Annotated in this window: 22 protein-coding genes; 16 read left to right on the top strand and 6 right to left on the bottom strand. The window is 59.8% G+C overall.

The genetic code is table 11. The annotated features are described in order from the left end of the window. Window positions 1-125 precede the first annotated feature (125 nt). Window positions 126-1460, top strand: coding sequence for a type III secretion system chaperone family protein (locus tag GGR28_RS11410; RefSeq protein ID WP_183495913.1), 1335 nt, complete (start codon window positions 126-128; stop codon window positions 1458-1460). A 343-nt stretch (window positions 1461-1803) separates the two neighbouring features. Here the strand turns inward: GGR28_RS11410 and GGR28_RS11415 are convergent, their stop codons facing one another. From GGR28_RS11415 to GGR28_RS11440, 6 genes are all read right to left on the bottom strand, one after another. Beyond that, a complete protein-coding gene (locus GGR28_RS11415) occupies window positions 1804-2958 on the bottom strand; it encodes an acyl-CoA dehydrogenase (protein ID WP_183495914.1) in 1155 nt (384 codons plus the stop codon). A 245-nt stretch (window positions 2959-3203) separates the two neighbouring features. Continuing rightward, window positions 3204-3908 (bottom strand): hypothetical protein, encoded by a 705-nt coding sequence (locus GGR28_RS11420; RefSeq protein ID WP_183495915.1) that lies wholly within the window; start codon window positions 3906-3908, stop codon window positions 3204-3206. An 82-nt stretch (window positions 3909-3990) separates the two neighbouring features. Beyond that, window positions 3991-4542 carry a class I SAM-dependent methyltransferase gene (locus GGR28_RS11425; protein WP_183495916.1) on the bottom strand — a complete coding sequence of 184 codons (552 nt, stop codon included), beginning with the start codon at window positions 4540-4542 and terminating at the stop codon, window positions 3991-3993. A 6-nt stretch (window positions 4543-4548) separates the two neighbouring features. After that, a complete protein-coding gene (locus GGR28_RS11430; protein WP_183495917.1) occupies window positions 4549-5904 on the bottom strand; it encodes a dihydrolipoamide acetyltransferase family protein in 1356 nt (451 codons plus the stop codon). Window positions 5905-6224: 320 nt separating this feature from the next. After that, window positions 6225-6899 carry a transposase gene (locus GGR28_RS11435; RefSeq protein ID WP_183495918.1) on the bottom strand — a complete coding sequence of 225 codons (675 nt, stop codon included), beginning with the start codon at window positions 6897-6899 and terminating at the stop codon, window positions 6225-6227. A gap of 319 nt (window positions 6900-7218) precedes the next feature. Further along, window positions 7219-8622, bottom strand: a complete 1404-nt coding sequence (locus GGR28_RS11440) for a competence/damage-inducible protein A (protein ID WP_183495919.1) — start codon at window positions 8620-8622, stop codon at window positions 7219-7221. A gap of 166 nt (window positions 8623-8788) precedes the next feature. Here GGR28_RS11440 and era point away from each other — a divergent pair, with 166 nt between their 5' ends. The 15 genes from era to GGR28_RS11515 all read left to right on the top strand — a co-directional run bounded on the left by era (window position 8789) and on the right by GGR28_RS11515 (window position 24220). Continuing rightward, entirely contained in the window at window positions 8789-9685 is an 897-nt protein-coding gene (era, locus tag GGR28_RS11445; protein WP_183495920.1) for a GTPase Era, read from the top strand. 220 nt (window positions 9686-9905) lie between these two features. Then, window positions 9906-10157, top strand: coding sequence for a hypothetical protein (locus tag GGR28_RS11450; RefSeq protein ID WP_183495921.1), 252 nt, complete (start codon window positions 9906-9908; stop codon window positions 10155-10157). A gap of 481 nt (window positions 10158-10638) precedes the next feature. Next, a complete protein-coding gene (locus GGR28_RS11455; protein ID WP_183495922.1) occupies window positions 10639-11229 on the top strand; it encodes a DUF4255 domain-containing protein in 591 nt (196 codons plus the stop codon). Window positions 11230-11233: 4 nt separating this feature from the next. Continuing rightward, entirely contained in the window at window positions 11234-12517 is a 1284-nt protein-coding gene (locus GGR28_RS11460; protein ID WP_183495923.1) for a hypothetical protein, read from the top strand. 157 nt (window positions 12518-12674) lie between these two features. After that, window positions 12675-14063, top strand: coding sequence for a phage tail sheath family protein (locus tag GGR28_RS11465; RefSeq protein WP_183495924.1), 1389 nt, complete (start codon window positions 12675-12677; stop codon window positions 14061-14063). A 66-nt stretch (window positions 14064-14129) separates the two neighbouring features. Next, window positions 14130-15143 (top strand): hypothetical protein, encoded by a 1014-nt coding sequence (locus GGR28_RS11470; protein ID WP_183495925.1) that lies wholly within the window; start codon window positions 14130-14132, stop codon window positions 15141-15143. A 27-nt stretch (window positions 15144-15170) separates the two neighbouring features. Beyond that, window positions 15171-16103 carry a hypothetical protein gene (locus tag GGR28_RS11475; protein WP_183495926.1) on the top strand — a complete coding sequence of 311 codons (933 nt, stop codon included), beginning with the start codon at window positions 15171-15173 and terminating at the stop codon, window positions 16101-16103. 26 nt (window positions 16104-16129) lie between these two features. After that, window positions 16130-16567 (top strand): phage tail protein, encoded by a 438-nt coding sequence (locus GGR28_RS11480; protein WP_183495927.1) that lies wholly within the window; start codon window positions 16130-16132, stop codon window positions 16565-16567. Further along, window positions 16557-17021 carry a phage tail protein gene (locus GGR28_RS11485; protein ID WP_221233871.1) on the top strand — a complete coding sequence of 155 codons (465 nt, stop codon included), beginning with the start codon at window positions 16557-16559 and terminating at the stop codon, window positions 17019-17021. The genes GGR28_RS11480 and GGR28_RS11485 overlap by 11 nt, the downstream gene beginning before the upstream one ends. Before the next feature lie 90 nt (window positions 17022-17111). Further along, window positions 17112-17276: a DUF5908 family protein gene (locus GGR28_RS11490; RefSeq protein ID WP_183495928.1), complete on the top strand. Its 165-nt coding sequence runs from the start codon at window positions 17112-17114 to the stop codon at window positions 17274-17276. Next, on the top strand, window positions 17273-17971 hold the full coding sequence (locus GGR28_RS11495) for a CIS tube protein (RefSeq protein WP_183495929.1): 699 nt from the start codon (window positions 17273-17275) through the stop codon (window positions 17969-17971). Before GGR28_RS11490 ends, GGR28_RS11495 begins: the two co-directional genes overlap by 4 nt. Next, window positions 17964-19739, top strand: coding sequence for a type VI secretion system tip protein VgrG (gene vgrG / locus GGR28_RS11500; RefSeq protein WP_183495930.1), 1776 nt, complete (start codon window positions 17964-17966; stop codon window positions 19737-19739). The genes GGR28_RS11495 and vgrG overlap by 8 nt, the downstream gene beginning before the upstream one ends. 29 nt (window positions 19740-19768) lie before the next feature. Then, complete coding sequence (locus GGR28_RS11505; RefSeq protein ID WP_183495931.1) at window positions 19769-20059, top strand: PAAR domain-containing protein; 291 nt, start codon at window positions 19769-19771, stop codon at window positions 20057-20059. A gap of 44 nt (window positions 20060-20103) precedes the next feature. Continuing rightward, window positions 20104-20520, top strand: a complete 417-nt coding sequence (locus GGR28_RS11510; RefSeq protein WP_183495932.1) for a GPW/gp25 family protein — start codon at window positions 20104-20106, stop codon at window positions 20518-20520. A gap of 1 nt (window position 20521) precedes the next feature. Continuing rightward, window positions 20522-24220, top strand: a complete 3699-nt coding sequence (locus GGR28_RS11515) for a baseplate J/gp47 family protein (RefSeq protein ID WP_183495933.1) — start codon at window positions 20522-20524, stop codon at window positions 24218-24220. Window positions 24221-24231: the final 11 nt, after the last annotated feature.

The following is a 24231-nucleotide window of genomic DNA, read 5'->3' on the forward strand; positions in this document are numbered from 1 at the left end:
CCGTAAATCCGTGTTTCATCTGTGGCCATCCGTGGTGACCTCCTCGCCATGCACCGCCTCAACTTGGATCCGCCCAGCACCCGCGCCCCCGCCCAAACCACGCCGACGCCCTATCTTCCACCCCGATGAGCATATGGGATAATTTATTCGGCAGGACACCCGCTTCCCGCCCCGGAGGGGAACCCGACCACAGCTTCGGACGGTACACGGATGCCCATAAGTCGCGGGAAAATTACGCGGCGTGGGACAACGCACTGGATGCCTTCGAAGAAGGTGATTTTCTAGACAGTTTCACCGCTTTTATGGCCTACCTGCGCGACGAGCGGGAAGATAACGTGAAGTGGAAACGCGAAGGGAACAAAATCTACTTCGAACTCTACCAGGGCAGCAAGCGAGTCACAGGTTATGCCGACCGGGAACAATTGCGCGCCACGGCCCGTATCGCGCGCCTGGAGGAGGAGAACGCCCAACTCCTGCGCCGCCTCACCGACATGAACTACGAGCTGAAGTACAGCCGCTTCGCCCTCGACGAGGAAGACTGCCTGACGATCATCTTCGATACGCCGGTACACGACGCCAGTCCGCACAAGCTCTACCACGCACTGAAGGAAATGGCCCTCCGCGCCGACAAACAGGACGATCTCCTACTCGAAGAATTCGGGAGCATCTTAAGCCCGGTGGAGGTGACCCATCTGGAACCAATTTCGGCCACCGAAAAGCAGCTGAAACTGGATTTTCTGCGAACGCACATTCAAGACGTTATCGACTATTTATCGTCCGGTCGCATCAATCCGGAAGAACAGCCCGGTGCAGTGGCCTACCTGCTGCTCGATCTGGTCTACCGCCTCGACTACCTCCTGATCCCGGAAGGACACACGATGGAGGCCCTGGAACGAATGCACCGCATGTACTTTGCCCGCGAGGAGGACCAACCCGTGACCTTCAAGAACGTCCGCCTGCTCCAAGAACTGCAACACCTGCTGCTGCGCGCACCGGAGAGTTTTGCCGAAGAGCTCTACGCCGGAAAATCAACCTTCGGCATCACCCTGCCCGCCAGCCACGACCGCCTCGGCAGCCTCATCAGCAATGAACTCCCGAACATGGATTGGTACCAGGACAACGGCTTCCCGGAAATTGCCCGCGCCATTCCCGGCTACATCGCCGGCTACGCCCTCTTCAACTACGCTACGCCGCCGCCGGATCGGGACCTGCTGCACCTCTACTACCGGGTTACCGAAGACGCCTATTTCCGCAAACTCGGCTACCATCAGGAATTTCTGGACCGGGAAGGCCGCCCCGCCCGCCGCGCCATCCGCTCCGCCATCACCGACATCGTTGACCGCCACCGCCGCGAATACCCGCGCCTCCGCCCCGCCCTCAGTCACCTCGACTTCGATACGGTATCCGACTTCAGCCGCTCGTTCCTAGTGATGGTGAAGGAGATGGATTTGGGGAAGTAGTTTAGTACGGTAGTCTCGCTCGCTGTGCTCGCTGGTAGTTTTTTAGTACGGTAGTCCGCTCGCTGTGCTCGCTGGTAGTTTTTTAGTACGGTAGTCCGCTCGCGGGGCTCGCTAGTAGTCGTTTAGTACGGTAGTCTGCTCGCGTTGCTCGCTGGTAGTCGTTTAGTACGGTAGTCTGCTCGCTGTGCTCGCTGGTAGTCGTTTAGTACGGTAGTCCGCTCGCTTTGCTCGCTGGTAGTCGTTTAGTCTTTTAGTACTGTATTGTCGAATACTACCGTACTACCCGACTACCGTACTACCCGACTACCGTACTAATTGACTACAGTACTAAACTACTAAAGAACTACACATACATCTCCCCCTTCAACAATCCCCTACTGATCACGATCTTCTGGACCTCGCTTGTGCCTTCGTAGATCTGGGTAATCTTGGCGTCGCGCATGAGGCGTTCGACGTGGTACTCTTTGACGAAGCCGTAGCCTCCGTGGACCTGGACGGCCTCGACGGTGTGGCGCATGGCGACGGAGCTGGCGAAGAGTTTGGCCATGGCGCCGGCTTGGTTGTAGTCTTCGCCGTGGTCCTTGAGCCAGGCGGCGCGGTAGACGAGCATCTTGGCGGCCTCGATGTCGGTGGCCATGTCGGCGAGCTTGAATGCGATGGCTTGGTGGTGGGAAATGGGCTTGCCGAAGGCTTCCCGCTCTTTGGAGTAGGCGACGGCGAGCTCGTAGGCACCGCCGGCGATGCCGAGGGCCTGGGCGGCGATGCCGATGCGGCCGCCGGAGAGGGTCTTCATGGCAAATTTGAAGCCGAAGCCGTCGTCGCCGAGGCGGTTTTCCTTGGGCACCTTCACGTCGTTGTACATGATGGTGTGGGTGTCGCTGCTGCGGATGCCGAGCTTGTCTTCCTTAGCGCCGATCTCTACGCCGTCCCAGCCAGTTTCGACGAGGAAGCAGTTGATGCCGTGGTGGCCTTTGTCCGGGTTGCTCTGAGCAATAACGAGGTGCAGCTGGCTGGTACCGCCGCTGGTGATCCAGTTTTTGGTGCCGTTGAGGAGGTAGTGGTCGCCCTTGTCGACGGCCGTGGTGCGCTGGTGGGTGGCGTCGGAGCCGGCTTCGGGCTCGCTGAGGCAGAAACTGCCGATCCATTCACCGGTGGCGAGCTTGGTTAGGTACCGCTGTTTTTGCTCCTCGGTGCCGTAGGTCTCCAGGCCGTAGCAGACGAGGCTATTATTGACCGACATGATCACGGAGCAGCTGTTGTCAATTTTAGAGATCTCCTCGAGGGCGAGTACGTAGCTGACGTTGTCGAGGCCGCTGCCGCCGTACTCCGGGCTCACCGTCATGCCCATGAAGCCCATTTCACCCATTTGGCGCACCTGCTCGGTGGGGTAGGCCATGGTGCTGTCGCGCTCGATGACGCCGGGTTTGCAGACCTGCTGGGCAAAGTCACGGGCCGCATCGCGCACGGCAAGTTGTTCCTCGGTAAGGTGGAAATTCATGATCGGTCAAATTTGGTGGGGTGAAATTAGCGAATTTTCGCTGTAATGAAGGCCGTAGGGGCGGCGGCGCGCGGGAGCGGTATCCATTCGGATCAGCCGGGCTGAGTGGTTTGCAGCTGATATAGTATTTCAAGCATTGAGCATTTATGCCAGAGGGTGCCGGACGCTTGCGGAGAGTACTGCCTACGGGTCGGCCGCGTGGCATTGCTGCTCGGTAGGACTTTCCTTGCTCCTGCGTCCCCGCCCTAGTGCTCGAACTTGCCGGCGTACTCTGCCATGGTTATTCGCCGCACCAGTTTACCGGCTAGCGTGCCACCGGCACCGAGATTGCGGGAGTATTCGACGAGGCCGAGGCCTTCGGCATATATCTCGTAGCCGGTGTAGGTCGGACTGATGTCGCCCAGTTCGGGATCACGCTGGCTGACCTCCCCTTCCAGGTCGAAGAGAATGGCATTACGAACTTCTCCCATGATCGTCAGGGTCGTATCGCCGCGAAACCGGCGGTTGAGGGAAATGTAGTTGACGGCATCCTTATTTTCCGGCGGGGTGAAGGCGATGCGGTACCCGGATGCCGCTCCATCGTCGGGATAAAAGGGGAAGGTGCGTGCGTAAAGAATGTCTACCTCCACCAGCTTCGGCTGCCCGTTGATGAGCGGGGGGTAGAGCAAGAGTTGCTCCAGTAGGACGCCCTCGTTCGTGATGCGCTCCCGGACTACCTGATCGGGCGCCATACCGTCGGCGTAGTGGGTCGAACTAAGGTAGAGGGCGGTGTCGCGGTCGATGCCCAGGAAGTACCAGAAATCGGATGGGTCATCGGTGAGGGTTCCCTTATTCGCGTATTCGTACACCAGACCATCCGTAAGTTCGCGTACCGGAAAGTAGTAATTCCGTACGTCCCGTTGCTTCGAACAGGCTACTAACAGAGGCAGCAGGAGGAACAGTCTGTACATAGTGTGGAGAAACAATCAGGCCGAAGATGCTACTCAAACGCCGGATTCCGTAACTCCGGGCCCTACCGTCGCATAAATGGCGCTACTTCCGGCAGTAAAGCACCCAGGCGGGCGGAAGGTTGCGGTACACCCGCCGGACCTCCACCTTGCCGAAGGCACGCTGGTAGTATGCCTTCGTTTTTAAACTGTAATGAACCTGGTTATAGCACCCCCCCTTCCGCAAATTCTCGTGGGCGGCGGTGACGATGCGTTCCCCCAGTTCCGCCGGTAGCGCCGCGAAGGGGATGGCGGAGACGATGTGGTCTGCTTTATCCGCTCCAATTTGGTTAAGGTAGGTGCGGATGTTTTCGGCGCTGTCCTGGGCAACCACGAGCCGCGGATCGCCAATGGCGCGCATGTCGTTGCAGAGGTCTTCGCTTACTTCGAAGGCGATCACTTTACCGTCGGGGTGCAGGCGGTCCAGGATGTGGCGGGTGATGACGCCGTCGCCGGCCCCCAGTTCCACAATGGTGCGGGCGGAGGTAAAGTCGATGCGATCGATGGCGGCCTGACACAGGGCCGTGCCGCTGCGGGTGATGGTGCCGGTAGTGCCGATGTTGCGCAGCCCCTCCAGGAGAAATGAAAAAGTGCTCATAGGGTGCTATACGTCAGTGCGCTTTGGATCGAAGGCTTCGAGGTAGTCGCCGATGCGCCGCAGGAAGGAGCCGCCCAGGAAGCCATCGACGACCCGGTGGTCGTAGCTCAGGCTCATGAACATCAGTTGGCGGATGGCGATGAGGTCGCCGTATTCCGTCTCCACCACGGCGGGTTTTTTCCGGATGGCCCCTACGGCTAGAATGGCTACTTGTGGTTGATTGATGATCGGGGTGCCCATCACGTTACCGAAGGTGCCTACGTTGGTCAGGGTGAAGGTGCCGCCCTGAATTTCCTCGGGCTTGAGTTTGTTGGCGCGGGCGCGGTTGGCGAGGTCATTGACCTGGCGGCTTAGTCCGAGCAGATTGAGTTGGTCGGCGTTGCGGATCACCGGTACGATCAGGTTGCCGGTGGGCAGGGCGGCGGCCATGCCGACGTTGATGTCGTGCTTCTTGATGATGCGGTCGCCGTCGACGGAGACATTGACGAGGGGGTAATCCTTGATGGCTTTGGCCACCGCCTCGATGAAGATGGGGGTGTAGGTGATCTTTTCCCCGTACTTCTTCTGGAAGTCTTGCTTGATGCCCTCGCGCCAGGTGACGATGTCGGTTACGTCGACTTCGATAAAACTGGTGACATGGGGGCTGGTGCGCTTTGACTCGACCATGTGGTCGGCGATGAGCTTGCGCATGCGGCCCATCTCGATGATTTCGGAAGAACCGGAGGCAAGGCCGCCGGCTGGAGCGACAGGGGGGCGGGGGGGAAGGGTTGTCGCATGGGTTCCAGCCGTTGGTGCAGCCTTGCCAGGACCGGTTATGAAGCGATTGTCTCGCCGCTTCAGGTAAGCCTGTATGTCTGATTTATTGACCCGGCCGCCGTTGCCCGTGCCGGGGATCTGGTCGAGCTCGGCCTGGCCGATGCCCTCCTTCTGCGCAATAGTACGCACAAGGGGCGAATAAAAACGACCGTTTTCCGACTTTTCTGCCGTCGCAACCGCTTTTTCGGGAGTGGGCGGGGCCGCGGGTGCGGGGTTTTTTGGTGAAGGAGCAACGCTCGTGGGCGCGGAGTCCTTGGCCTTTGCCGGGGGAGCGATGGTCGGACTGGCCTGTACTTCCGCTCCCGCTTCGGTTTCGATTAGGGCGATCACTTCACCTACCGCTACGGTGGTGTCCACCTCGAACCTGATCTCTTTGATGGTGCCGGCGACCGGCGCAGGCACTTCGCTATCGACCTTATCGGTGGCGATTTCCAGCACTGTATCGTCCACTTCTACCGTATCGCCCACCTGCTTCACCCAGTTGAGGATGGTCGCTTCGATGATGCTTTCACCCATTTTGGGCATGATGAGCTCTACTTGGGCCATAGGAAGGGAAGGTTTTATGCGGCTGGTCAGGCCATGATCGGTTAGGGTGGGCAAATTTAACCAGTAGCGGTGACAATAAGTAGCGGCGGCCTTCCGAGTAGCGGCGGCCTTTAGCCGCCTGGCTGATTTGTGTTAAGGGCAGCGTGACGGCTGAAGGCCGTCGCTACTGTGGCGTGTAGCGGCGGCCTTTAGCCGCCTGGCTGATTTGTGTTAAGGGCAGCGTGACGGCTGAAAGCCGTTGCTACTGTGGCGTGTAGCGGCGGTCTTTAGCCGCCTGGCTAATTTTGTGTTGATTGCAGCGTGACGGCTGAAGGCCGTCGCTACTGGGCGCAATAGGTAAATGGATAGGATTGCCAATCCTCGACCAAGCCTGCCTTCACCGGATTATGAAGGATGTAATAGAGAATATTGCGATACGCCTTTTCGTCGCGGACATAGTGGTCGTAGGAGTCTTTCTGCCATAAGGCCCCCCTCCTCCCTAAGTATTGATTGATCGCTCTGGACGAGCCCCCCTTTATGCGCCGCATAATATTGTTGAGCGGTCGGTAACTTTTGCGAAGCTCCGTTTCGGATAAGAAGAAATGATCGTCGTCGACGAGTTGGTTGCCTAGTGATAAGAGTAGGTGGACATGATTGGGCATAATGCAGAATGCCCTGAGTTCGTATAGGTCATTATCGAAGGAATGCAGGTGATCTGCCATGATTCTGAAAACCGCCGGATCGAGAAAGTACGCTCCAGCGTTCGGATTGGCGTCTAAACTAGCGTCGTAACTCAGAAAGTAGTGATGCCGTGCTTTCGCAAGTGCCCTAGTTCGTTCTATACCCTGACAGCTACTGGTTCGAATACTTTGCACCTCCCGCTCGTACCGATAACGAAGTTGTTGCATCTTCCGCAACGGCACCGCATCCTTGACGCGAAAGGTGATGAAAAACGTACCACCGATCGGCGTCAGGTGCGGCAGCCGGCTGCGGTAAAAGGTAGATAGTGCGTGCATGTGTGTTGATTGTAGGAGCATATTTAAAACAATTGTTTTAAATACCCAAGAGGTATCAACAACTTTGTGGTTGATTGACCGGCGACTTTTAGCCGCCCGATTACAGTAGCGGCGGCCTTCAGCCGCCTAGCTGTTTTGTTTTTCGGGTGCAGCGTGACGGCTGAAGGCCATCCCCAGTAGCGGCGGCCTTTAGCCGCCTTGCTGGTTGTGTTGATTGCAGCGTGACGGCTGAAGGCCGTCGCTACTGTGGCGTGTAGCGGCGGCCTTTAGCCGCCTAGCTGATTTATGTTGGGTGCAGCGTGACGGCTGAAGGCCGTCGCTACTTTTTGGCGCGACGCTTCGGTTTTTTAAGGGCCGGCTTCTCTTCGGTAGTTGGTTTAGCGGCGGGCTTTTTGCTTAGTGGCTTTCTGGCAGTAGACTTCCGGGTTGCCGGCTTTTTGGTGGGGGGTATTGGCTTTACGGTCCGACGCGTTTCGGTGGGTTTGTCGGTCAGGATCAGGCGGAGGAAATTGAGGGACTGTAGGGTGGTGTACTCGATGTTTCTTGCCCGGTCCTTGCCGGAGCGCAGGAGCTTGGTGACCGTCCGTTCGGGGGTCGCGACGGCGATCCAGATGGTGCCGACGGGCTTTTCGGGGGTGCCGCCGCCGGGACCGGCAATGCCCGAGGTAGCGATGCCGTAATCTGCCCCAAAGCGTTCGCGGATACCTTCAGCCATGGCGATAATGGTCGGTTCGCTGACCGCGCCGTGTTCCTCCAGGACGGAAGCGGGAACGCCCAGCATTGACTGTTTTATATCGTTGGAGTAGGCAATGATGCCGCCCAGAAAGTGCTTGCTCGATTCGGGGTGTGAAGTGATCATCTTTCCGATGCTGCCACCGGTACAGCTTTCGGCGGTCGCTACGGTTTTCCCCGCTTCTTGTAGAATGCGACCGACTACAATAGCCAAATCATCCTGCCCGTAACCGTACACCAGATTACCCAGGGCGCCTTCGATGTGATTGCGGTATTCGTCGAGTTGTGATTGCAACAGGGATTCTACATTACCACGGGCACTGAGCCGTAAGCGGACTGTCCCGAGGTCGGGCAGGTAAGCAAGGGACATATTCTCCGGTAGCTCATTCTCAATGCGCTCGACCAGCTCGGCGATGACGCTTTCCCCCTCTCCGGCGGTGAGAATGGTCACGGAGCGCAGCAGATCGGCGTCGAGGTTCCGCTTGATGAGGCGACGCATTACCTCGTGTTCCATCAGGTACATCATCTCGTACGGCACGCCGGGCATGGAAACGACGACCTGTTCCTCCTTTTCCAGCCACAGGCCGGGGGCGGTTCCCCGTTCGTTTACCAGAACCTTTGCCCCCGTGGGGAGGCGGCACTGGTTGCGGTGGCTTTCGGTAGCCTCCTTTCCGTACCGGCCGAAGATTTTTACCAGTCGTTTCCAGGTGGGGTTGTGCAGGCGCAACTCACCACCGAAGTAATCGGCCAGTACCTGTTTAGTGATGTCATCCTTGGTAGGACCCAGGCCACCGGTCATCAGAACAAGGTCCGATTGCTGGAGGGCGCGGTCCAGTCCGGCCATGATGCCCTGACGGCTATCGGCCACGGAAAGGTGCTCGATCACCGTGATGCCCTCCTCGCTCAGGGCGGCTGCCAGGTAGGTAGCGTTGGTATCCACGACCTGCCCGATGAGTATCTCGTCGCCGACGGTAAGAATGGTTGCTTGCATAGGGTGTAAAAGTAAGTGGAGGGAAAAGAGTGCAAGGATATTCACCATTGAGCATTCGAGGGGAGGTAAAAGTTCACTTCGCCTCCTCATCCGCTGCTCGGCCGCTCCAAGCCTCCGCTGCTTTCCAAATACTCCGCTCCTGCGTCCCCGCCCGTACCTTTGCCGCATGCACAAAAGTGGATTTGTAAACATCATCGGTCGGCCCAATGCCGGAAAATCGACCCTCATGAACGCCCTGGTCGGCGAGCGCATGAGCATCATCACCGCCAAGCCCCAGACGACGCGTCACCGCATCATTGGCATCCTGACCGACCCCGACTACCAAATCGTCTTCAGCGATACGCCCGGCTACATCGAGGAGGCCAGCTACAAGATGCAGGAGAAGATGAACAGCTACGTCAATTCCGCCTTCGAGGACGCCGACGTCATGCTCTACCTCGTAGACCCGCAGGAAGAATACGCCGAAGACGACCTGCTGGTGACCAAGGTGAGAAGGATGGATACCCCGCTGTTTTTGGTATTCAACAAGGTCGATCTGGCGGATGAAGCTCGTATTGACACCCTCGAGCGGCAGTTCAAAAAGTGGGTGAAGCCGCAGCGCATTTTTGGCATCTCCGCTAAAGACGGCCTGGGCATTGACGACTTGCTTGACGCCATTAAGGGAGCTCTACCCGAAGGCCCCGTCTATTACCCCGAAGACCAGCTGACCGACCGATCCGAGCGCTTCTTCGTGGCCGAGATTCTGCGCGAGCAGATCCTGGAGCAGTACCACCAGGAAATCCCCTATAGCGTAGAGATTGAGATCGAAACCTTCGAGGAAACTGAAACCAACGACGGTAAGGAACTGGCCCGCATCAGCGCCGTGATCTATGTGAGTCGCAAGACCCAGAAGCCCATCCTCATCGGCAAGGGCGGCAGCAGCATCAAAAAGCTCGGCACCAACGCCCGCAAGCGGATGGAAGACTTCCTCGGCCGCCGCGTGTTTCTGGAAACCCACGTGAAAATTCGGGAGGACTGGCGGGATGACGAGCAGTGGCTGAAGCGGTTTGGGTATGATCGGTAGTAGTAGGTGGTGGGTTGGTGAATTGGTGGGTTGTTGAGTTTTGGCCTTGGGGGCAGTATTAGGTATTAAAGGCGTCAAGGGGGGCGGGGGCGCGGGTGCAGCGTTTTTTCGGGAAAGCGTTCTTAACTGATATCCCTCAAAGTGATAGTGAACCTATGGGTCTCATCCCCACGTTAACCCAACAACTCACCAATCCAAACCCTCAACAACCCACCAACCCATGACCACCGACCACGAAGCCATCAAGACCTGGACCAACAAGCACAACGGCGTACCCGGCGTCATCGAAGAAGCGACCACCGCGAACGACAGCCGTCCACTAGCAATCATCTGGCCGGAAAATCGGAACGATAATAAGTTGCGGGAGATCAGTTGGGATACCTTTTTCGATCACTTCGAACTGCGGCAACTTGCGCTGGAACACGATAGTCAGGGAATGTCGAAAGATTACCGGTTTGTGAGCCGGGGATAGGAACTTTGGCGTAGGCTGGTTCAGGGTGTAGAAAAGATTGGAGGCGCCGATAGCAATTGTTTGCTGCGGATTTTGCCCTCTGTCCGGGTCTATATTAATGGGTGTGCCCTTAGGCAACGCAATTTACTTTGGTGGATAGGTTCCGGAGGTACAGTCCGGGCGAATGATGTCCCTGCCGCAGTCGGCTTGGGAGTGGGCTCATTGTGTAGGCAAGCACAGGGGGGCAAATTAATTTTTTGTGGATACGTAACGAAATGCACCCGATTGCCATTGACGGATGTGGGTTAGGGGCAATCGGGAACCATGGGTTCGGGCTACGGATGAACATCCGGCGACGAATACCATCGATCAGCAACTTACTCCATGCGAGGCCTAACTAAAGGGTATAATAATTGCATTTACGTGTTATCATGCATATATTCAGGGTTGTGGCCCGCTTGCTTTGTTTATAGCGTTCTGAATCACTCATCCTCTAAAACCTATGCTACTCGAATCTCTCCGCTTAGTTGAGCAATCGCTAAACACTTACCTGTTCCAGCGCCTTGGTGGCGTTGCCGGAGTAGTGGAGGTAGCGCTGGGAAACGTCTCGGCGATCGAGCAGCCGGGGGCTAACCTCGATGACAAGCTCATCATCAGTCTGGTGAACATCGAAGAGGAGCGATCCCTCAAAAATGCCCGTACGGTGCGCGCTAACGGCCTTACCGGTACCATGGAATACCGCAACGCGCCGGTGAGCCTGAACCTCTATCTGCTGTTCTCGGCCAACTTCACCAACAACTACGATAAGGCCCTGCGGATCCTGAGCCTGGTGATTGAATTCTTCCAGGGCAACCGGGTGTTCCGCACCCCCGCGCCGGGCAGTATTGGAGCTCTGACCGGAGGGATGGCGGAATTGTCCTTCAACCTCTACACCATGACCTTCGAGCAGCTCAACCACCTCTGGGGCGCGCTGGGAGGAAAGCAGTTGCCGAGTGCCCTCTACCGGGTGTACCTGGTACAACTGGAAGACAGCGCCGCCGAGGAGGCCGGTCACCTGATCGAGGAAATATCCAGTAACGAAACCATCCGCTGATCCCGTGGCCTACCGCATCACCTATACCCGCCTGTTCCGCTGCCAGCTCCGGCACGACTACTACCTCAATCTGGGTGATACAATCGTTTTCAACGATCTGGACCCGGTGGCGGATGCAACGGACATTGCGACTATTCTGAGTCAGCACGATCTGCGAACCGCGGTAGACATACGGCCGATGGGGGAGACGGCACGAACACTGGCCGGACACCGTATGAAAGCGGTGGCGGACCGCACGGGATTCTTCGTGGGCATAGCTACGGATCCGGCACCCGCCGGCGGACGCCTGCCCGCTACTCCGCCTTCCCCCGGACTGGCCTGGAATTTCGGCATCTACCCTCGGGACGGAGCGGAGTGGACCAACGTAACGAACCAGCGAATGCGGCCCAACCTGCCGGCGATCTTCTACTTCAGCAACCAACGCCCCGACTGGTCGGCGGCCGTGCCCGCCGCTCCGTTGAGCCTGGCGGTGCCCGCCATTGCGCGGCAACGACGGTACTACGCCTCCGGGGAAGTTATCGAAGAAGCCGGTGTCCGGTACCGGGCCATTCAGGACGTGCCGGACGCGACCGTACCCGTGACCGACCCGGCCAGCTGGGCAGAAGAAACCATGGTAAGGGGAGAAGCTACGGATGCTGACCGGGTTCTACTACCCGTCAAGTTCAGCTATACCCTGACTCCGGAAATCGGAATCACTCCTACCTCGCTTACCGTCGAACTGAACGATTTGGGGGGTACGCCCGCGCTGCCGCCACAAAATTTTACGCTTACGCCGGGCCAGGATCGGGTTTCCCTCGACCTTTCCGACGCTTCGACTCCTGCCTGGTACGACCTGGTGGTTACCAGCGACACCGACTACGCAACTACTCACCGCATCCTTCTGGACAACACACTATACGATCCCCGGGCGTGGGGCGTGGTGTCCATCGGCCATCCGGCCGTCGACCCCGGCTTACGGCTCCTCGAAGCCGACGGCCGGCTGCGCCTGAATGCCCTGGGGGAAACGGAGTACCCGACTTATGAGATCCGCATACCGAACCGATCGACCTACTGGCGCTACGTCGCTCATCCGACCCAGACCCTCACCGCGAACGCTGACTTCAGCGTTGATTTACGTAACCGACTCGTCGCCCGCTCACCCAGACCGCTCACCCGCTTTGGTTCCCAAGTGACCCTACCCGGGGGCAACGGCCCTAATGTCCTGCCCAGTCCGGAACCCCGCTCGCTCCAGCCGGAGCCCGACGGGAAAGTGTATTCCGAAGTGTATCTCGGAGTACTCAATCTGTAAGGTTGTCATCCGGCAACCGGATGCCGCATCGCCGCAAAAACACCTAAAGGGGGCTTGACTCATCAAGCTCACCACTAGACCTCCTACTCCGTCCGCAACCGACCGGTGCCCGGCACCACCATGAATCTATCATCCAAACAAACGCAAGTTCAGCACAATGGCAAGTACCTATAAAACCCCCGGCGTATACGTGGAGGAAATCTCCATCTTCCCGCCCTCCGTCGCTGCGGTAGAGACGGCGATTCCGGCCTTTATCGGCTACACGGAAAAGGCCAAACGACGTGAGGACGGTGACCTGTTCAACGTCCCTTACCGCATTACCTCACTAAAGGAGTACGAGCTCTACTACGGCTTTGCCGTGCCGGAGGCCGGCATCACGGTCAACATCAATACTTCGGTCACCCCGGAAGAGGTTCTGGCCAGCATTACCGACCGCTCGAACTACCTGATGTATTACTCCCTACAGGCCTTCTTCGACAACGGCGGAGGTCCCTGCTACATCACGGCGGTGGACTCTTACGCCAACGGGGCCGGAGTGGTGGACTTCGCCACCCTGCAGGCCGGCCTCAATGAGGTAGCAAAGGTGGACGAAGTAACCCTACTCGTCTTTCCCGACAGTACCAATCTGTCCAGCGCGGCCGACTACTACGCCCTCCACAAGGCCGCCCTCGACCAGTGCGCCGACCTGCAGGATCGCTTCACCGTTATGGACGTCTGGCTTGACCCGGCGGACCCCACGGCCAATAACATCGATACCCTGCGGAATACCCTGGCCGGGACAGTGGACCAGCTCAAGTACGGTGCCGTGTACTATCCGATGGTCGACACCATCCTGGATTATGCCTACGACGAAACCGCCGTGACCGTGACCATCGACGGTACCGACGCTGCGATGGACACCTTACCTACGACTTCCAATGCCCAGTACAACCAGGCCAAAGCCGCGATCAACCAGATCGACCTTACGCTGCCCGTATCCGCGGCCGTCGTCGGAGTGTACGCCCGCGTCGACGAGACCCGCGGGGTGTGGAAGGCACCGGCCAACGAAACCATCGACCTCGCGATCCGGCCGACCATCAAAATCAGCAAACAGGATCAGGAGAGCCTGAACGTAGACGTGACCGGCGGAAAATCGATCAATGCCATCCGGGCCTTTGCCGGTCGGAGTCCCGCCCTGATCTGGGGTTCGCGGACGCTGGCGGGGAACGACAACGAGTGGCGCTACGTACCCGTTCGCCGCTTCTTCAACATGGCCGAAGAGTCCATCAAGAAGGCCAGTGAGCAGTTCGTATTCGAGCCCAACGACGCGAATACGTGGGTGCGGGTGCGGGGGATGATCGAGAACTTCCTCACCCTGCAGTGGCGGGCCGGTGCGCTGGCCGGTGCCGTGCCGGAAGACGCCTTCTTCGTTCGCGTGGGCCTCGGTACCACCATGACCGCCCTGGACATCCTGGAAGGTCGCATGATCGTAGAGATCGGACTGGCCGTCGTGCGGCCGGCGGAATTCATCATCCTGCGCTTTAGCCACAAGATGCAGGAGAGCTAGGTGCATCGCCTGACTTTCGGTCCGTGGCGGGCCAACTAACTCATTCATCAAAAAACACAAAGAACAATGGCCAACGATATGAACGATCCGCAAGTGCCGGTCGGTAACGGCGGCGACGGCCCCGGCGGGGACGACGACACCCAGACCCTCTGCCAGAAGTGGTTCAACGACTACCTGGAGAACCCGCTCGAAGCCGATCTGGAACGGGCCGCCGGCGCCGCGACCGTCGGCAGCCTCGGCTACGACGAGGGGAAAATAGGAACCCAGCTACGGGTGTGCCGCCTCGAGGACGCCCAGAAGATCCGGAGCGAGTACCGGGGCATTCAGGCGTGTATCTCCACCACGCTGGCTGCCCACGCCGCCGGGGTCACGGTGAACGTAACGGGTTACATCGATAAGGACAAGGCACTGGGGGGCAAACTGAACACCGCCCTGGAGGCCATTAAGGCCGTTAAGGCGGGGATGGGCAAAGTGCACGCCCTGGCCTGTAAGCTCGAAGCGGCCCGCAAGGATTCCTGCAACTCCGAGCAGTGCAAGGCCATCGATAAGGGCCTGCCCAAAGTGGACGGGGTCGGCGGACTCGAGCGCTTCAACAACGAGATCACCGCGATCCGGGAGAGCGTGACCACAGTCAATGGAAACGCCGATGCCCTCTTCGAGATGGGCATCAAGTACGCCGGTATTCAGGCATCCACCAACGTCACCAGTCTGAAGGACATGACCAACAAGCTGAAGACCGACGCCGATGCCCTGGCCGCCGACGTGCTCGCCCAGGCGAAGGCGCTGGACACCAAGATGGCGGATCAGGAAGCGGCCCTGGCGACCGAAATCACCGGCCTCAGTACGGCCCTGTACACCCGACAGACCACCAAGCTCACTTACGACTGCCTCGTGGAGCTGAAGACCGACCTGGAAGAGATCGTGGACCAGGACTGCGCTCAACTGGACTACGATGCCACCAAAGACCGCCTGCGCTACCTCTGCGAAACCGCCGTATCCACCTTCGATACCACCGCCGGCTGCGGCGACGACAACGGTGGAGGAAACAAATTTAACACCCAGGACGCCCCGTCCTGCTAACCCTTCCAACCTCTCCTTATCATGGGTATGAATATGAAATCCGGGCTTTCCCAAGACTACATCGACGGGCTGGAGAAAGCGCTGATCACCGCAAAAGCGGCCTTCGATAATTTCGCCAAAGCCGCCACCAAGGCCAAGAAAGAACACGATCTGGCCAAACAATACTACGACGACCTCCGGGGCTACTGCGTTCAGGTGACCGCTACTTACGTCCGCATCAGCGACGTATACGACTACCTGGGAACGCTCGTCACCCACGCAGGTAACGTAGGCAAGAACCTGAATCTGAGCCTGGAGGCGCTTACGCTGATCGTGAAGGTGCTGAAGTGCCTGTGCGAGGATACGGAAGCACTGCGAGCCGACGTCCGCAGTCTCATCGACGCCATCGACGGCATCGGCAGTGAAGTGCTGGCCGGCGACGGGGCTACGCTGGTGAAGTGCATCCGGGATCTGGAGGAGGAGATCAAAACGACGATCACGGCCATCGGTACGGCTATCGTCGCCATCATTGCCCTGTTCCGCTGCGTACTGGAGTTGTCCTGTCAGCTGGGGCAGCGGGATGCCGAAAAGCTCACCGGCCTCGTGTACGACCTGGAGGAAATGCGCGCCGTGCTCTGCTGCAAGTACTGCGCGGGCATCAAGGCGGAAATCCCGCCCACCGATACCGACGATATGGAGCAGGGCGCGGCGGGCGAATTGGCCGAGTGCTGCAAGAATCCCCGGGAGGTGCGTGCCTGTGAGTGCGACCTGGTGCAACCGGCCGTCTGCGACGGAGGCTTCCAGAGCGAGTTCTTTCAGCAGTACATCACCGCCCGACTGGAGGAGACCAAGCTACTAGTCGATCACAAGAAGTGCGTCTGGCAATTCTACGACAAGAAGCGGGCCGGGGCACTGGCGCGGCACGATGCGATCAAGAAGTCTTACGACGCGGCCAAGGCCGCCAAGGCACTCTGCAAGTAGTTTCAAAAACCTAAAAACACAGCATAATGGCTAATTATCCCTTACCCAAGTTTCACTTTGAGGTGGACTGGGGCGGCAGCAACATCGGCTTCACGGAGGTATCCGGTCTGGACGTCGAGACCGAGGTCATCGAATACCGCCACGGCGCCAGTAAGGAATACTTCAAAACGAAGCAGCCCGGCATGGTCAAGTACAGCAACCTGACCTTCAAGCGCGGCACCTTCCTGGACGACAACGAGTTTTTCGACTGGTACAAGCAGAACGTCCTGTTCGAGAACCCGGAGCGCCGAGACATTACGATCAAACTGCTCGGCGAAGACCACTCCCCGCGGGTCGTGTGGAAGGTGAAGAACGCCTTCATCACGAAGGTGCAGAGTACGGACCTGAAGGCGGACGGCAACGAGATCGCCATCGAGACGATGGAGGTCGTGCACGAAGGACTCGAGATCCAACATGGAAGCTAAGTTGATCCCCGAATACTACCCCATGGTGGGCTTCCACTTCCGGGTATCCTTCGGGCTCGGCGCGGCGGACCTGGACGCAAACTTCCAGTCCGTAACCGGCCTGGAAGCAAGCATCGACGTGGAGACCATCAAGGAGGGCGGCGAGAACCGCTACGAACACGGGCTGCCCGGCCGTGCCAAGTATTCGGCGCTGACCCTGAAGCGGGGCATGCTGAAGAACGCCCAGTCGGACATCACCAAGTGGTGCGTGGATGCCTTCAAGAACAACCGGGTGGTGCCCATCGACCTGGAAGTCACCCTGCTCGGGGAGGATCACGCGCCGCGGGTGGTGTGGAAGGTCATCCACGCCTGGCCCAAGAGCTGGAAGTTCAACGAGCTCAACGCCGAGAAGGGCGAGGTCTTCCTGGAGACACTGGAGCTGCAGTACAACCGCTTCGAAGTGCAGGATGCCTGACGGAGGGATGCGGTAGCCGCTCTTTGCTTTACCGACCTACATCGCACCCGCGCGCCCGCCTATTTCTAAGCAACGAAAAACCAAGCACTTATGCCCCTCGAAGTACGCGAATTGAACATCAAAATCACCGTCGGCGACGACGCCGGTGATGCCCCCGCTGCCGGAGAAGGTGCCGGCGACAACGGGGAGGAAGATCAGATCCGGAAGATCGTCGAGCTGGTGCTGGAAGCCCTCGACAAAAGAAACGAAAGATGAGCATCGGAAGACTGGTCAAGGTGTGCATCCTCGCTTATGAGGACAAGAGCAAGGAGAAACGGATCAACATTTTCATCCTGCCCATCAACCCCGAGTCGTACAGCCTCAACCTGAAGATCGAGTACGAGAAGAAAAAGGGGCAGGGCAACCAGGGAACGGCGCCGAAGTATACGGGCACCAAACCGAAGGAACTGAAGCTCGACTTCATCCTCGACGGCACCCAGACGGTCGAAGGCTACCACACCGACCTCGTCGATAAAACGGTGCCCCAGCAGATCCGGGAACTGCTGGCCACGGTCTACGACATGAACGCCAAGACCCACGTGCCCAACCGCCTGAAGGTGAACTGGGGGGAGGAGCTGGTCTTCGACTGCGTACTGACCAACCTCGACGTCAACTACACCCTCTTCGACCGCGACGGAACGCCGCTGCGGGCCAAACTCAGCGCCACCTTTCTGGGCCACAAGGAGGAGGAAAAACGCGTGCGGGAGGAGAACAAGAACAGCCCCGACCTCACCCACGTCTTTCTGCTCCAGGCGGAGGAAACGCTGGTCGGCCGCGCCCACGAGATCTACGGCGGCGGGGAATACTACCGCCAGGTGGCCGCCGCCAACGACCTGACCAGCTTCCGGAACGTCCCGGTCGGGACGGCGCTCATTTATCCACCCATTAAAAAATCCGAGAACCGTGAATAACGCCCAGACCCTGCCCGACGATTCCATTGCCGGGGCCGTGACCTTCGACCTGCTGACGGACGGCCAGGCGGTGCCGCCCACGATCGAGGTGCTTTCCCTGCAGGTGAATAATACCGTCAACCGCATCCCTTTCGCTCGTCTCAATATCCGGGACGGGGACGCGGGAGCAGCCACTTTTCCAATAAGCGAAGGCGATACCTTTTTGCCCGGTAAGGAGCTCGAAATCAAGGTGGGCTACGACGGCGACAACGACTCGATCTTCCGGGGTAAGATCGTCAAGCAGCGCATCAAGGTGCGGGAGGGCGGGGAGTCGTTCCTACAGCTCGAATGCAAGTCCGCTGCCTTTGCCATGACGCTGGGCCGCAAGAATCGCTACTTCACCGACAGCAAGGACAGCGATGTGTTCGAAACCATCCTCGGTGAGTACGGACTGGCCGACCGGGTCGACGACACCACCGTCACCCACCGCGAACTGGTGCAGTACCACGTTACGGATTGGGACTATCTGCTCACCCGGGCCGAAGCCAACGGAATGCTGGTGATTGTTAAGGACGGCAAGGTCAACATCGTGCCTCCGGAGATCAGTGGTTCCCCGGTGCTCCAGCTCAGTTACGGCGGCAATCTACTGGCCTTTGACGCGGAAATGGACGCTACCCACCAGTGGAAATCCGTAACGGCCCAGGCCTGGAATCCGGCCGACCAGGCCCTCTTCGAGGCGTCGACCAGTAGCGTTCCCTTTGCCGAGAACGGAAACATCTCCGGCGAAAAACTCGCGGAGATCGGCGGACTGGATTCGTACGACATCCGCCACGCGGGCTTTCTGGCGGAGGACGAACTGCAGCGCTGGTCGGACGCCACCCTGCTCAAGAGCCGCCTGGCAAAAATTCGGGGAAGCGTCCGCTTCATCAGTCCCACGGTGATTTTGCCGGGGGACGTGGTCGAATTGCAGGGGATGGGGGATCGCTTCAACGGGGAGGTTTTCGTGACGGGCGTCAACTACGAATTGATCGACGGCACCACCTTTGTGGATGCGCAGTTTGGCCTTTCGCCGCGGTGGTTTGCGGAGGAATTTGATGTAAGTGCTCCGGCCGCGGCGCGCGTGAATCCAGCGGTTTCGGGCTTGCAGATCGCTACGGTGAAGCAGCTGGAGGGGGATCCGGAAGGGGAGGACCGCATTCTGGTCGTCCTTCCGCTGGTCGACGGGGCGGGCGATGGCACCTGGGCGCGGCTGGCCTCCCTCGATGCGGGCAACAACCGCGGCTGGGTGATCCGGCCGGAGATCGGTGACGAGGTGATCGTTGGTTTCGTCAACGAGGATCCGCGGGATGCCGTCGTGCTCGGCCAGCTGCACAGTAGTAGTAATCCGGCTCCCATTCCGGCTACCGACGACAATCACCTGAAGGGCTACACCAGCCGGAGCGAAATGCACCTCTCCTTCGACGACGACCAGAAGATCATCACCGTAGATACCCCGGCGGGAAACAAGCTGGTCCTGAGCGAAGCCGACCAGGCAATCACCATCGAGGACCAGAACGGGAACAAGATCGTCCTGGACCCCGACGGCATCACGATCACCAGCGCCAAGGACATCGTGATGGAGGCCCCCACGGGTAAGATCGATATCGCCGCCGGCATGGATCTGGGGGTCGAGGGGCTCAACGTAAACCTGAGTGCCCAGACCCAGCTAAAGGCCGAGGGATCGGCCGCGGCCGAACTCTCCAGTGGGGGGACGACCACCGTCAAGGGCAGCATGCTCATGCTCAATTAATCAATCGATAACCGCAAAATCACCCAACTATGCCACCCGCCGCTCGCCTGACCGACATGCACGTCTGCCCCCTCGTCACGGGGGTGGTTCCCCACGTAGGTGGGCCGATCCTGGGGCCCGGGGCGCCTACGGTCCTGATTGCCGGGATGCCCGCCGCCGTGATGGGGGATATGTGCACCTGCGTCGGTCCGCCCGATACCATCATCAAGGGGTCGGCAACCGTCCTGATCGGCGGCAAGCCCGCTGCCCGGATGGGCGACAGCACCGCCCACGGGGGCTCCATCGTACTGGGGGCTCCGACGGTGATGATCGGTGGCTGACCCCCACCTTAAAGCTTAACGTACACAACCTAAATCGCCATAAGATGAACCAAGAGAAAGACTTCCTCGGCACCGGCTGGAGCTTCCCTCCCGCCTTCGAGCGTCGCGGCGGCGTGGCCCTGGTGAGCGGGCGGCAGGACATCGAGCAGAGCCTCGCCATCCTGCTCTCCACCACCCTCGGCGAGCGGGTGCTGCAACCCCGTTACGGCTGCAACCTGGCGGAGTACCAGTTTGAGGCCATGGACGCCGCTTTCGTCGGTTTGCTGCGCGACCTGGTCAGTACGGCGATCCTTTACCACGAGGCCCGCATCGACGTGGAGCGGGTGGAGGTGACCGACGATTCGGCCGAGATCGCCCTATCCGGGAAGGTCATCATCACCGTCACCTACCGCATCCGGGCGACCAACTCCCGCTTCAACTTCGTCTACGACTTCTACCGCACCGAAGGTGTAACCCCCTAATATGAGCCAGCACTTCCGCCAAGTCGATCATCCCCTGCGCCGGGGCGGCCTCAGCCGCCCGGAACGGGACAACCCGGCCCTCGACGCGGCTACCGCGCCGGTCGACGGCCGCGGACTGGGTGATCTGCTGCGGTTCTGGTACGACTACGCCCGACAGGTCAATTTTTATTCGGCGACCAAAGGTGGGACGGACCCCGCGGTGACCGGCGACTGGCTCGACTTCTTCCGGCGCAGCATTCCGTTTCAGTACGCCACCATCGGCGCTTTCGATCTCGAGGCACTGGAGGACCGCTTCCGGGCGATCTACGCCAGCATCGAGACGCGGCGCACCCTCGTGTCCCTGAACCCGCTGCTCGACCTGTTGCTGGAGATGGCCGGTCAGCTTGCCACCTGGAAGGCGGATCTGGCCGGGGACGTGGCCGGACTGAGCGCCATCATCCAGGGGCTGATCGACAGCAGCCTAGGGGAGCCCGTCGAAAGACTGGTCGGCCTGGTGAACGGTGCTTCCAAATGGGGATACCGTTCCTCCATGCCGCTCGGAGACATCGGTGCGGCCTTCGGCCTGCCCCTCACCGCCACCTTCGCCGTGGATCGCTCCATCAGCGGTCGGCGGGGCAGCCCGAAGAACAAAGTGCTGGCCGGCCGCGACGAACTGGCGGAACTCTACCGCGTGCTCTGGCAGGCCCTGGAAGCCACCGTGGATGCCGCCCGGGACGACGGCAGGCTGGAAGACAGCCTGCGCAATCCCGCTTCCGCCGGTACGCCGCCCTCCCTCGGACTCGTTTTTTCCTTCCTGCTACTCTTCCGCGACGCCCAGGGCGGCCTGAATAAACTCAGCGGTAAGCACCTCGACTTTTTCTACCGCAAAACCCTCCAGCTGAAGGAGCTGCCGCTGGTGAACGACCGGGCGCACCTGATCTTCGAACTCGGCAAACGGGTGGAAGACAGCCTGGTACTCGCGCAGGGCCTGCGCTTCCGGGCGGGTAAGGACGCCGCCGGTCAGGAGATCCTCTTCGAGCTGCCGGAAGACACCGTACTGACCAAAACCCAGGTGGCGGAGGTGCGGACGCTGTACCTCGATCCGGAAAAGGTGGAAGACGGGGACATTTACGCCGCCCCGGTGGCAAATTCCGGCGACGGACTGGGGGATAAGTTCCCAAAGGGAGCCCCACCGGCCTGGCCGACGTTGGGGGCTGCTGCCGCGACCTATACCGATCCGGAAACGGAACTTACCACCACACTGCCGATTGCTGAATTTGGCCTGCTGCTGGCCTCGCCGGTTTTTTTGCTGAAGGAGGGCAAAAGGAAGGTAACGGTGACAATTATTCTTGGCCCCTCGGTGGCGGAGGAGGAGCAATTTCGCGCCGTCTTCGCGGGGGAGGTGGTCGATGTCTTCTCCTTCGAGCCGGCGCGCGGCCTGCTGGCCGAGGACTACAGCGCGCTGTTCCTGCCCTACCTGACTACGGAAAAGGAATGGCTGCCCGTGACGGGCATGACCGTTTCCATCGGCGCGAACTACCCGGCGAAGGAACTGGCCCTTACCTTGAATTTCACCCTCGAACCCGATTTTCCGGCCGTCCTGCATCCGGAGCTGGGGGTACTGTCGGTGGCCATTCCCGGGGCGTATCCGGCCCTGCGGCTCGACCTCAATCCAGCCCAGCCCCACCGGCGCGCCTGGTACTGTCACCTGGGGCAGTTGCCGGTGAAGTCGGTCTCCGTAACGGCTACCGTCTGTGGCCTCCGTCAGCTGGCGGTGCAGAACGATCTCGCCACCATCGATCCGGCCAAACCCTTTCAGCCCTTCGGACCGCTCCCGAAGGCGAACAGCTCGAATTTCTATGTGGGCAGCGAGGAGGTGTTCGCCAAACGGTGGACCCGCCTGGACCTGAGGCTCGCCTGGCTGGACCTACCGGATTTTACCGGCTACTACGATTTCTACCCGGATCCCCCCTTTGTAGCGGCGGACGTGGAAGCGACGGTTTCGGTGCGCAGTGACTTCAACTGGGTGGACGACCCGGACAACTCTCATCCCCTGATTACTGCAGGAACCGAGGTGCCGCTAACCGAATGCGACGCTTTACTGGATGACGAATTCCTCCTGAGCCTGGGTAATTCCACTCCGCTTCCTCCCTGTACGTGGCCCTTCACCCTGCCGGAGAACATCTCTTCGGCCGCGTCCTGCGGGGTACTGCGGCTTCGCCTGGGTGCCCAGGATTTCTTGCACGACCGGTTCTCCCAAGCCATCCTCAACGTCGCCGCCGAGAACGAAAGAATAGTCAAGTGGAACGCCGATAACGAGGACGACGATGATTATCCCAAACCGCTCGTGGTCATCAATCCGCCCTACACGCCCACCCTGGCCGGAGTAAGCATCGATTATCAGGCAGCGGATTCGCTGGACGATGACCTGCGGGTAGTACACCTGCATCCCTGGCAGGGCAGCTATGCGTGGCAGGGGGGCGGGGCCGCGGGAGCAATGAACGCAACGGAAGCAATGTTTCCCCTGCTGCCCACCTTCCCCCACGAGGGGCACCTCTTCCTCGGCCTGTCGGACTACCAGCCCGGAGAATTGCTGAACCTCTACTTCGAGCTGGATGCGCCCACCGCCGACCCGCGCCTCGAAAAGGCCGAAGTGCGGTGGGCCTACCTGCGGGGCAACGAGTGGATCGACCTGCTCGACGAGCTGCAGGTGCTGGCCGATACTACCGACGGCCTCCTCAAACCCGGTATCGTGCGGATCGCCGTTCCCAGTGCCATCAGTCGTGCGGGGACCACCATCCTTAACCCTCAGCTGCACTGGTTGCGGGTCAGCGTACCGGAGCGGTCGGCGGCCGTTGCATCGGCCCTGCTGGTCAGTACGCAATCGGCCGAAGTGGTGGCCGTGACCCAGGAGACCAACGATGCCACCCGGCTCGCGGAAGCCCTGCCCGCCGAGACCATCGCCAAGGTGCTGACGCCGGTAGGTGACCTGAAGGGACTGCTGCAACCCTATCCTTCCTTCGGCGGACGTGCCCCGGAACCCTCCGAGCGGTTCGATCGCCGCGTAAGCGAACTGCTGCGACATAAGGGACGGGCCATCACCCTGAACGACTACGAAAGCATCGTCCTGGAAGCCTTCCCCCGGGTGTACCGCGTGAAGTGCCTGCCCCACACGCTGGGTGTGCGTGGAGATGCGACGAGCGACCTAGAACTGGCCCCCGGCTACGTGACCCTGGTCGTTATACCGGACGTAGCGCAGGTTTCCGCCGTCAACCCATTCGAGCCGCGCCTGCCCGCCGCCGAGCTGGAGGCCATCCGCGAATATTTTCTGGACAAGATCTCCCCCTGCGTCCGGCTGCACGTCCTAAACCCGGAGTACGAAACCGTACGGCTTACGCTCTGCGTTCGCTTCCATCCCGGGAAGAGTGCGGCTTTTTATAAGAAACAACTCCAACTCGACCTGCGCGAGCTCCTGGCTCCCTGGACCCGGGCCGAAGCGGGGGCGGACATCAGTTTCGGGGGGCGCTTTTATTACTCTACGGCGGTGCACTTCGTCGAGGAACTGGACTACGTGGATTTCGTCCGCGACCTGCGCATCCTCGACCCCGACACCGGGGAACCGGTGACCTACCAGGCCGCCCGCCGCGCGCGCTCCGTGCTCACCACCGTCAACGGCACCACCGCTGCCGATACTCACCAAATCATCGTCCTCGAAGACTAACAAACCATCTC

Origin of the sequence: Neolewinella aquimaris, from assembly GCF_014197245.1 — a bacterium.
GTDB lineage: Bacteria > Bacteroidota > Bacteroidia > Chitinophagales > Saprospiraceae > Neolewinella > Neolewinella aquimaris.

Excerpts from the sequence above, each read along its gene's own strand:
- GGR28_RS11410 (WP_183495913.1), top strand. The coding sequence starts at position 126 with ATGAGCATATGGGATAATTTATTCGGCAGGACACCCGCTTCCCGCCCC.
- GGR28_RS11415 (WP_183495914.1), bottom strand. The coding sequence starts at position 2,958 with ATGAATTTCCACCTTACCGAGGAACAACTTGCCGTGCGCGATGCGGCC.
- GGR28_RS11420 (WP_183495915.1), bottom strand. The coding sequence starts at position 3,908 with ATGTACAGACTGTTCCTCCTGCTGCCTCTGTTAGTAGCCTGTTCGAAG.
- GGR28_RS11425 (WP_183495916.1), bottom strand. The coding sequence starts at position 4,542 with ATGAGCACTTTTTCATTTCTCCTGGAGGGGCTGCGCAACATCGGCACT.
- GGR28_RS11430 (WP_183495917.1), bottom strand. The coding sequence starts at position 5,904 with ATGGCCCAAGTAGAGCTCATCATGCCCAAAATGGGTGAAAGCATCATC.
- GGR28_RS11435 (WP_183495918.1), bottom strand. The coding sequence starts at position 6,899 with ATGCACGCACTATCTACCTTTTACCGCAGCCGGCTGCCGCACCTGACG.
- GGR28_RS11440 (WP_183495919.1), bottom strand. The coding sequence starts at position 8,622 with ATGCAAGCAACCATTCTTACCGTCGGCGACGAGATACTCATCGGGCAG.
- era (WP_183495920.1), top strand. The coding sequence starts at position 8,789 with ATGCACAAAAGTGGATTTGTAAACATCATCGGTCGGCCCAATGCCGGA.
- GGR28_RS11450 (WP_183495921.1), top strand. The coding sequence starts at position 9,906 with ATGACCACCGACCACGAAGCCATCAAGACCTGGACCAACAAGCACAAC.
- GGR28_RS11455 (WP_183495922.1), top strand. The coding sequence starts at position 10,639 with ATGCTACTCGAATCTCTCCGCTTAGTTGAGCAATCGCTAAACACTTAC.
- GGR28_RS11465 (WP_183495924.1), top strand. The coding sequence starts at position 12,675 with ATGGCAAGTACCTATAAAACCCCCGGCGTATACGTGGAGGAAATCTCC.
- GGR28_RS11470 (WP_183495925.1), top strand. The coding sequence starts at position 14,130 with ATGGCCAACGATATGAACGATCCGCAAGTGCCGGTCGGTAACGGCGGC.
- GGR28_RS11475 (WP_183495926.1), top strand. The coding sequence starts at position 15,171 with ATGAATATGAAATCCGGGCTTTCCCAAGACTACATCGACGGGCTGGAG.
- GGR28_RS11480 (WP_183495927.1), top strand. The coding sequence starts at position 16,130 with ATGGCTAATTATCCCTTACCCAAGTTTCACTTTGAGGTGGACTGGGGC.
- GGR28_RS11485 (WP_221233871.1), top strand. The coding sequence starts at position 16,557 with ATGGAAGCTAAGTTGATCCCCGAATACTACCCCATGGTGGGCTTCCAC.
- GGR28_RS11490 (WP_183495928.1), top strand. The coding sequence starts at position 17,112 with ATGCCCCTCGAAGTACGCGAATTGAACATCAAAATCACCGTCGGCGAC.
- GGR28_RS11495 (WP_183495929.1), top strand. The coding sequence starts at position 17,273 with ATGAGCATCGGAAGACTGGTCAAGGTGTGCATCCTCGCTTATGAGGAC.
- GGR28_RS11505 (WP_183495931.1), top strand. The coding sequence starts at position 19,769 with ATGCCACCCGCCGCTCGCCTGACCGACATGCACGTCTGCCCCCTCGTC.
- GGR28_RS11510 (WP_183495932.1), top strand. The coding sequence starts at position 20,104 with ATGAACCAAGAGAAAGACTTCCTCGGCACCGGCTGGAGCTTCCCTCCC.
- GGR28_RS11515 (WP_183495933.1), top strand. The coding sequence starts at position 20,522 with ATGAGCCAGCACTTCCGCCAAGTCGATCATCCCCTGCGCCGGGGCGGC.